Annotated in this window: 5 protein-coding genes, 1 tRNA gene and 1 pseudogene; all 7 read left to right on the top strand. The window is 45.9% G+C overall.

Going from position 1 to position 8,417, the window contains the following annotated elements; translation table 11 throughout:
* Positions 1–7 precede the first annotated feature (7 nt).
* The 7 genes and pseudogenes from L865_RS0102755 to L865_RS0102725 all read left to right on the top strand — a co-directional run bounded on the left by L865_RS0102755 (position 8) and on the right by L865_RS0102725 (position 8,319).
* Positions 8–83, top strand: a tRNA-Val gene (locus L865_RS0102755).
* A gap of 287 nt (positions 84–370) precedes the next feature.
* Complete coding sequence (locus L865_RS22970) at positions 371–1,633, top strand: MFS transporter (protein ID WP_245608377.1); 1,263 nt, start codon at positions 371–373, stop codon at positions 1,631–1,633.
* A 259-nt stretch (positions 1,634–1,892) separates the two neighbouring features.
* Positions 1,893–2,906, top strand: coding sequence for a TRAP transporter substrate-binding protein (locus L865_RS0102745; protein ID WP_028771827.1), 1,014 nt, complete (start codon positions 1,893–1,895; stop codon positions 2,904–2,906).
* A 57-nt stretch (positions 2,907–2,963) separates the two neighbouring features.
* On the top strand, positions 2,964–3,593 hold the full coding sequence (locus L865_RS0102740; RefSeq protein WP_028771826.1) for a TRAP transporter small permease: 630 nt from the start codon (positions 2,964–2,966) through the stop codon (positions 3,591–3,593).
* Positions 3,593–4,990 carry a TRAP transporter large permease gene (locus tag L865_RS0102735; protein ID WP_028771825.1) on the top strand — a complete coding sequence of 466 codons (1,398 nt, stop codon included), beginning with the start codon at positions 3,593–3,595 and terminating at the stop codon, positions 4,988–4,990. Before L865_RS0102740 ends, L865_RS0102735 begins: the two co-directional genes overlap by 1 nt.
* Positions 4,991–5,086: 96 nt before the next feature.
* A pseudogene (locus tag L865_RS22965) lies at positions 5,087–6,949 on the top strand (sensor histidine kinase).
* Positions 6,946–8,319 carry a sigma-54-dependent transcriptional regulator gene (locus L865_RS0102725; protein ID WP_028771824.1) on the top strand — a complete coding sequence of 458 codons (1,374 nt, stop codon included), beginning with the start codon at positions 6,946–6,948 and terminating at the stop codon, positions 8,317–8,319. The pseudogene L865_RS22965 and the gene L865_RS0102725 overlap by 4 nt, the downstream one beginning before the upstream one ends.
* The last annotated feature ends 98 nt before the right edge of the window (positions 8,320–8,417 follow it).

Raw genomic sequence — 8,417 nt, 5'->3', positions numbered from 1 at the left:
TATCCCAGGTCGATTAGCTCAGCTGGGAGAGCACCTCCCTTACAAGGAGGGGGTCACTGGTTCGAGCCCAGTATCGACCACCATTTTCTTTACACTCCCATTTAGTCAGTCATAAAGTCAATCTCTTAGTTTTTTGCTGAGCGACAAACTGTCGTTGAATGATTCGCCGTTATCTATACTCCCCTTTGTCGAGATGAAGTACCTTGTCAGCATCAGTCATTCTGTACCAAAATGACGGTTTACACAGCTAGCCTATCAATACCCTCAAATATAATATTCATATTATGTTACTGTTTTAAATGTAGATTTATTTTCATTTCTCAGTTAAGTAAAGTTTTTTATTTACTTAATTAGGCGTTGCTCTTATAGTTTGAACAACTCATTCAAATACTCAACAGCCATGACAGAGCTCACTTCAAGCAATATAGCGACTGTAAAAGCCCAAAAAATACTGGCTGTGACGTTACTCGTTACCTTAATCAGCGTGGCGGGTATCGCGCTACCCTACCCCGTATTAGCGCCACTGTTTGCTGAAGCTAATTCTAAACTCACGCAGTTTATGGGCTTGCCACCTGAACTACTGCTTGGGCTAGTGCTAGGTATCTATCCACTTGGCATCATCATTGGCAGTAGCTTGATAGGCTCACTGTCTGACTCATTTGGTCGTAAGCGCCTACTGACACTGACGCTACTTGGCAGCGCCGTAGGTTATGGCTTAACCGCAGTGGCTGCATTATCTGAACAGTTTTTACTGTTTTGTTTGGCACGATTTTTTACCGGTTTATGTGAGGGAAACATCTCTATTGCCCGTGCTATTGCCGCTGATCTTCACCCGACTATTGATAAAACACGCAGCTTTTCACTCATTAGTGCCATGGGCTATGGCGGCTATTTAATTGGTCCGCTTGCTGGCGGTTATCTGGTTTTACTTGGCATTGATGCCGTATTTTGGATTGCGGCAGCCGCCTGTTTATTTTGTGCATTACTAAGCCATATTAGTCTTCCAAACAGCTTAGATATTGCAGCTGAAAATGCAGAAAAACAGTCTAGTTTGGCGTTACTTAAGGATGCAGCAATTCGCCGCTTTTGTTTACTGTATTTAATGCTAACCACAGGCGTGAATCTATATTACGAATACTATCCGCTTCACCTAGTTCGCCAATATCAATATACCTCGGTGGATATAAGCTGGGTTACGGTGCTACTGACATCTTGCATGATTGCGGCCAGCATCTTGCTTAACCCTAAAATTCAGCGTCGATTTAACCATGCTCAAGCCGGGCTTATTGGTATGTTGCTGTTTGCCACTGCATTGAGTTTGTTTGCCTTTACCCACTCGATACTGTTTATGGCCACGTTTGCGCTAATGGGAGTGGGTGTCGCCATCTACAATGGTTTTCTGCCCTCATACCTTTCAACAGCGTATGAGCAACGCCCTCAAGGTCAACTAATGGGTATTTTGGTAACGATTTTTTGCTTAGGTAATTTAGTTGCTGCACTCTTGGGTGGGCTATTTTCCATGTTTGATGTGCGTGCTGCGTTACTATTTGGCGCCGTCATATCCGCACTTGCGGCCGCACTCTTCTATCATGGTCATTATCGCGCCAACCTTTGGCAACAAGCGAGCCGTTAACTGCGTAGGCAAATGGGTGGTTTTCCACTCATTTGCCATCATTCAATGGATGAAATCCCACCGATTTAGCCCCAATAAACAAACACCAAAACAAGCAACCAACCCGTAACACTCTGTTATCAAATAAATTAACAAAAAAGCAACAGCCTTGGCTCGCGAATTGCTATTCCCTTTAGGTAGTCACCCTTAACGATAAGCTGCAAATGTATTGGCCGCAGTTAGGGGACCTAAACAAAATATATAACCAAAGGGAATCACTATGTCACTAATAACCAGTACCTCACTGCTCAAACCCTTAGCTCAAATTGCGGCGGCAACATTGCTGATGTCTGCCAGTTTACAAGCCTTAGCGGCACCCGTTGAACTAAAGTTCTCTCATGTTGTGGCAGAAAACACGCCAAAAGGTCAAATGGCACTTAAATTTAAGTCACTGGTTGAGGAGCGTCTACCGGGTGAGTATGTCGTCAGTGTCTACCCAAACTCGCAGCTATTTGGTGATAACAATGAGCTGTCAGCCTTATTGCTTGATGACGTACAATTTGTGGCGCCATCACTTTCAAAATTTGAACGTTACACCAAGAAGCTGCAACTGTTTGATCTGCCCTTCCTATTTGAAGATATGGACGCAGTTAACCGTTTTCAGCAAAGTGAAAGCGGCCAGAAGCTACTACGCTCAATGAAACGTAAAGGTATTTTGGGTCTTGGCTATCTGCATAATGGCATGAAGCAGTTCTCTGCCAGCACGCCGCTTGTTCTGCCAGAAGATGCCCAAGGCAAAAAATTCCGCATTATGGCCTCTGATGTCCTTGCTGCGCAATTTCAAGCGGTCGATGCCATTCCGGTTAAAAAGCCTTTCTCTGAAGTTTTCACTTTACTGCAAACGCGTGCGATTGATGGCCAAGAAAATACCTGGTCAAACATCTATTCGAAAAAGTTTTATGAAGTACAAAGTCATATAACCGAAAGTAACCACGGCCTGCTTGATTATATGGTCGTTACCTCAAACAGTTTCTGGCAAGCACTCCCTAGTGACAAACGCGATGTGATTAAAGCCTCGTTAGACGAAGCGATTGCCTACGGTAATGACATTGCCGCCGCTAAGGTCAACAAAGATAGACAAGCCATTTTAGACTCTAAGCGTTCTAAGTTGGTGGCATTGACCGCCGAGCAACGCCAGCAATGGGTTGCAGCGATGAAACCTGTGTGGTCTAAGTTTGAAGCCAAAATCGGCAAAGACATGATCAAAGCAGCCGAAGCCTCTAACCGTCAATAAGCCTGATATAGCCACTGCTGTTGCTATCAGTGGCTACTCAAATGAAAGGAGAGTGCGATGTTTGCTCGCTGGTTTGCACATTTTGAGGAAGGTTTTCTCAATCTACTCATTACCACAATGACGGTTTTGGTTTTTGCTGAAGTCATTGCACGGTTTTTCTTTAACACCGGATTTTTATGGATCCAAGAGCTGACCTTGACCTTCAGTGGCTGGTTTGTGCTCTTTGGTATGTCCTATGGCGTCAAAGTGGGCGCGCATATTGGTGTTGATGCCTTTGTTTCTAAGCTAGCCAAGGGACCACGAAAGTACGTTGCCCTATTGGCAACCACAATCTGCTTAGTCTATTGCGCCATGTTTCTAAAAGGTAGTTGGGACTACCTCGCCAAAATGTACGAAATTGGCGTGCCAATGGAAGATATCGATTTTCCACATTTTTTAGTGAGCCAGTTGGACCCGGATCAGGCTTGGGAGATTTTTCGCATTGATGTTGAAGAGCCCGCGGTGCCTCTATGGCTATCGCAAAGTATTTTACTGATTGGATTTGGGCTATTGAGCTGGCGCTTTATTGAGCTGTTTATCGCTATTGTACAAAACAAAGCGATCGGATTTCACCTTGCCGACGAAGCAAAAGAAAGCATGCAGTTAGCTGATGAACTCGTCAAAGAGCACACCAAGGAGAAACAATAATGACTATTGCAACCCTGTTCATCGCGCTGTTTGTCTGTATGTTGATAGGTATGCCAATTGCCATAGCACTTGGGTTTTCAAGCATGCTAACTATCATGCTGTTTTCAGATGACTCACTCGCATCGATTGCACTGAAACTGTACGAGTCAGCCTCGGAACATTACACCTTACTGGCTATCCCCTTTTTCATTCTGTCGTCAGCATTTCTGTCTACCGGCGGTGTTGCCAGACGTATCATTAATTTTGCCATGGACAGTGTCGGCCATATTCGTGGCGGGTTAGCCATGGCATCAGTTATGGCCTGTATGTTGTTTGCAGCGGTATCTGGCTCTTCGCCCGCCACCGTCGCTGCCATTGGTTCTATCGTGATTATTGGTATGGTACAAGCGGGCTACCCAGAAAAATTTGCCGCTGGGGTTATCACCACTTCTGGTACCTTAGGGATATTGATCCCTCCGTCAATTGTGATGTTGGTATATGCCGCCGCGACTGAAGTCTCCGCTGCACGCATGTTTATGGCTGGTCTCATCCCGGGTCTCATGATGGGGCTGCTACTCATGTTGGCAATCTATGTCGTTGCGCGCATTAAAAAGCTACCTTCTCGCCCCTTTCCTGGGGTAAAAGTACTGGCAATTTCCAGTGCTAAAGCGATGGGAGGGCTAGCGCTTATCTTTATCGTGCTCGGGTCGATATATGGCGGTGTCGCAAGCCCTACCGAAGCGGCTGCAGTAGCGTGTGTTTACGCTTATTTTATTGCGGTATTTGGCTATCGCGATATTGGTCCACTTAAATCTGTAGCATGGCGACAAACGCGTGAGCCCATCTTTAAAGCAGTAGTGCGCAACCTCATTGCCATGGTGAGCGGCTTGCTTAAAACGCCACTGGATAAAGAAGTGAGGCACGTGGTCAGAGACGGCGCCAAAGTCAGCATTATGCTGCTATTTATTATCGCCAACGCCATGTTGTTTGCCCATGTGTTAACCACTGAGCGTATCCCGCACATCATTGCTGAGGCAATTGTTGGAATGGGCCTGCCAGTATGGGGCTTTCTCATCATCGTCAACTTGTTGTTATTGGCAGCCGGTAATTTTATGGAACCATCAGCCATTTTGCTGATCATGGCCCCCATTTTATTTCCCATTGCCACCCAACTCGGGATTGACCCTATTCATCTTGGCATCATCATGGTGGTCAATATGGAGATTGGTATGTTAACGCCGCCCGTTGGTCTGAATCTGTTTGTTACCGCAGGCATCACAGGTAAGAGTATGGGGTGGGTGATACAATCATGCCTACCGTGGTTAGCATTATTGTTACTGTTCTTAGGCTTAATTACTTATATACCGCAAATATCGCTATTTTTGCCTGAGTATATTGATTCCATCAATGGTTATTAAAGTGCTTGATTAAGCGCAACATTTAAGCGAGCCTAAAGGTGCGGCAGCAAAGCGATGCGCCTTAGGCTCAATGTGTGTTCACTTGGATGTGTAGATATGCCATTGTCAAAAAAGAATAAGCAACATATTAGGGTGATTTTAGTCTTCGCCCTAGGATTAGCCCTAACCTTGAAGGTTGCCTATTAGTTTCACCTAGACCAAGGACTGCTAGAAACTAAAGCACAAACCCAAACCCAGATGAAAGAGCTGCAAAGCTTTATTGATGGCGCCTTATCACGCTATGAAAGTATTCCACATGTGCTATCAACAAACCCGCTGTTAAGCGAAGCATTAGCCCATCAAGACGATAACCAAGCCTTAACTGATGTAAATGCCTACCTCGAAGAGGTACAAAACATTACCGAAGCGCTGGATATCTATTTAATTAATCGCAGCGGCGTTGCTGTGGCCGCCAGTAATTGGCAAACCAGTTACTCGTTTGTCGGCAAAGACTTTGGTTTTAGGCCCTATTTTAGTGACGCCATCGCTGGTAACTTGGGCCGCTATTTTGCCGTGGGGGTAACCTCCAACAAGCGCGGTTTTTACTTCTCTTACCCTATCTATCCCAGTGCTAAGCTCGGCGCCGGGGCAGCAGCACCCGACAAACAAGTGATTGGTGTCATTGTGGTTAAAGTCGACATCAGTGATATCGAAACTCAAAGTACCCGTATTGCCCGCGGCAGCGGCTACGAATTTGCCATTTCAGATCTCGACAACATCATCTTTTTGTCTAGTCAAAGAGAGTGGCGCTTGCAGTCATTTTTACCGCTAGATCAGCAAACACAAATTAATATTAATAACAGTAAACGCTATGCAAACCGAGTGATCACCGAGTTAAAAATTGACCCAAGCTACCATCAAAGCGGGGTGAAGTATCGGCTGTTTAGTATCAACCAAGCTGATCACCCCGATGCGCGCTACTTAGAAATTAAATCCATCATGAATAAAGCCAGCTGGCGCTTGCATTTGCTGTCACCTGTAAAGCCAGTTTATCAACGCTTGCCGGCTATTTTACTGTTATATGCTGCCTTATATGTGGCGGCGGCTTTAGCGTTATTGTTTAGTCTTGAACGGCGCAAAAATATCAATCAGATGCAACAAGCAAAGCAGCAACTAGAGCAACGCGTCAAACGTCGCACCCAAGCACTTGAAACCAGTAATGCCAAACTTAAAGACACCCAAGATGAGCTGATTCAAGCGGCAAAACTCACCGTAATTGGTAGCTTATCAGCCAGTATTAACCACGAAATTAATCAGCCATTAGCCGCGATTAGAAGCTACGCGCAAAACACCAAAACCATGGTCGAACGTGGCCGTTTGGATATGGTGTCAACCAATGTTGATACCATCATCACCCTGACCGACCGCCTCGCTGCCATAGTGGCGCAATTTAAGAGCTTCACCCGTAAAAGTCATGGCCAAGACAGTGCCATTGATTTACACCAATGCATTAAAGATTCCCTGACCATCGTCCAGCCAGAAATCGATAAGCAAGGCGTCGCTCTACAACTGAGTTTAAGTCATGACAAATTGGAGATTTGGGGCGATAGCATTCGTTTGCAGCAAGTGTTGGTCAACCTTATGAGCAACGCGATTTCCGCAATGAACCACAGCCCAAGTAAACGCTTGCACATTGCCACCCAAAGCGACCAACCACTGCGAGTGATCATTTCTGATTCAGGCACCGGGATCCAAGAAAACAAAATCGAGCGAATTTTTGATCCCTACTACACCAGATCAAGTCATGGTTTAGGCTTAGGTTTGTCGATTTCACAGCGCATCATTGAAGCCATGAATGGTAAGATCAGTGTCCAGAATGCCCCGACTCATGGGGCGATATTCACTATTACGCTGCCCGCTTATGATATGCCTGCAACTGCAGCCAATCCCCCAGTTGCAGACAACGGAGATAGCCAATGAGTTTAGCAAATATCGATGCGCTTAATATTATTGTGGTTGATGATGAGCCACTGATTGGTGCGGCTTTAGTGCAACTGTTTGAGCTAGAGTCCTACCAAGCTGCCACTATCAGCCATGGCCAATTGCTACTCGATGCCCTACCGCGAAATTGGCCCGGCATTGTTATAACCGACGTTAATATGCCACAGATGGATGGCGTGAGTTTACTCAATCAACTGTTGCAACGAGACGCCGATCTACCCGTCATATTACTGACCGGTTATGGCGATATCGCCATGGCGGTTGATGCGCTTAAAAAAGGTGCCTATGACTTTTTAGAAAAGCCATTTAACAACGAACATATCCTCGATGTCGTAAAACGCGCTCTTGATAAACGTTGCCTAACCCTTGAAAACCGTAGCCTTAAGAAAGAGCTTGAAAGCCACAGCCGCCCTGGACCTCGTATTTTAGGCCACAGCCCGGGTATCAACCAAATGCGGCATATTATCGACCAAGTGATCGACTTGCCCGCTGATGTACTCATTGATGGCGAAACGGGTACGGGTAAAGAGTTGGTCGCGCGCTATTTGCATGATCACAGCATTAGGCATCAGGCTAATTTTGTTGCCATTAACTGCGGTGCCATTCCCGAAACAATAATCGAAAGCGAGCTGTTTGGCGCCGAGTCAGGCGCATTTACCGGTGCAGACAAAACCCGCGTAGGTAAATTTGAATATGCCAACGGCGGCACGCTGTTTTTAGATGAGATTGAAAGCACGCCATTGTCGCTGCAAGTTAAGTTACTTAGGGTGCTTGAAGACCGCTGTATCGAGCGTTTAGGCTCTAATAAGTCCATCCAGTTAGACATACGGGTAATTGCTGCCACCAAAGTAGACTTAAGCGAACTGTGTGAGTGCGGTGAGTTTCGCCAAGATTTACTCTACCGGCTCAACTTAGTCACTGTGCCGATTCCTGCGCTGCGTGATCGACGAGAAGATATCCCGTTGTTATTTCTGCATTTTGCCCGTATTGCTTCAACTCGTTACCACAAAGCGCATATCGCTCTCTCACCAGAACAGATGGCGATTCTGACTTCCCATGACTGGCCAGGCAATGTGCGCGAGCTACGTAATTTTGCCGAACGCTACGTGCTACTTGGTGCTGACGCGGCTTTTGCCACATCACTGGCGCAGCAACCACAAATTAGCAGCGGTATGTCACTGCAGCAGCGGGTCGAGTTTTTCGAAAAAATGCTTATTGAAGAATCACTGAGCTTGCACAAAGGCAGTATCAAGCTCACCATGGCGCAGCTCGAACTGCCAAGAAAAACCCTGTACGACAAAATGCAAAAATACGCTATTAACCGGAAGCACTTTGTCGCCAACAATTAACAGGTATAGCCCTCGGAAAGTTAACTAAGGTAATTCATCTCGACTCTGTTGGCGATTTAGCTGCATAACTGCTAACAATAGGCCTATACAACCACTTA

It is taken from the genome of Shewanella waksmanii ATCC BAA-643, assembly GCF_000518805.1.
Classification (GTDB): domain Bacteria; phylum Pseudomonadota; class Gammaproteobacteria; order Enterobacterales; family Shewanellaceae; genus Shewanella; species Shewanella waksmanii.
The sequence above is the reverse complement of the archived record's forward strand: the minus strand, read 5'-3'. Positions and strand labels throughout refer to the sequence as shown.

What these genes read in the sequence shown, in the direction of transcription:
- L865_RS0102740 (WP_028771826.1), top strand. Translation starts at nt 2,964, where the DNA reads ATGTTTGCTCGCTGGTTTGCACATTTTGAGGAAGGTTTTCTCAATCTA.
- L865_RS0102725 (WP_028771824.1), top strand. Translation starts at nt 6,946, where the DNA reads ATGAGTTTAGCAAATATCGATGCGCTTAATATTATTGTGGTTGATGAT.
- L865_RS0102745 (WP_028771827.1), top strand. Translation starts at nt 1,893, where the DNA reads ATGTCACTAATAACCAGTACCTCACTGCTCAAACCCTTAGCTCAAATT.
- L865_RS0102735 (WP_028771825.1), top strand. Translation starts at nt 3,593, where the DNA reads ATGACTATTGCAACCCTGTTCATCGCGCTGTTTGTCTGTATGTTGATA.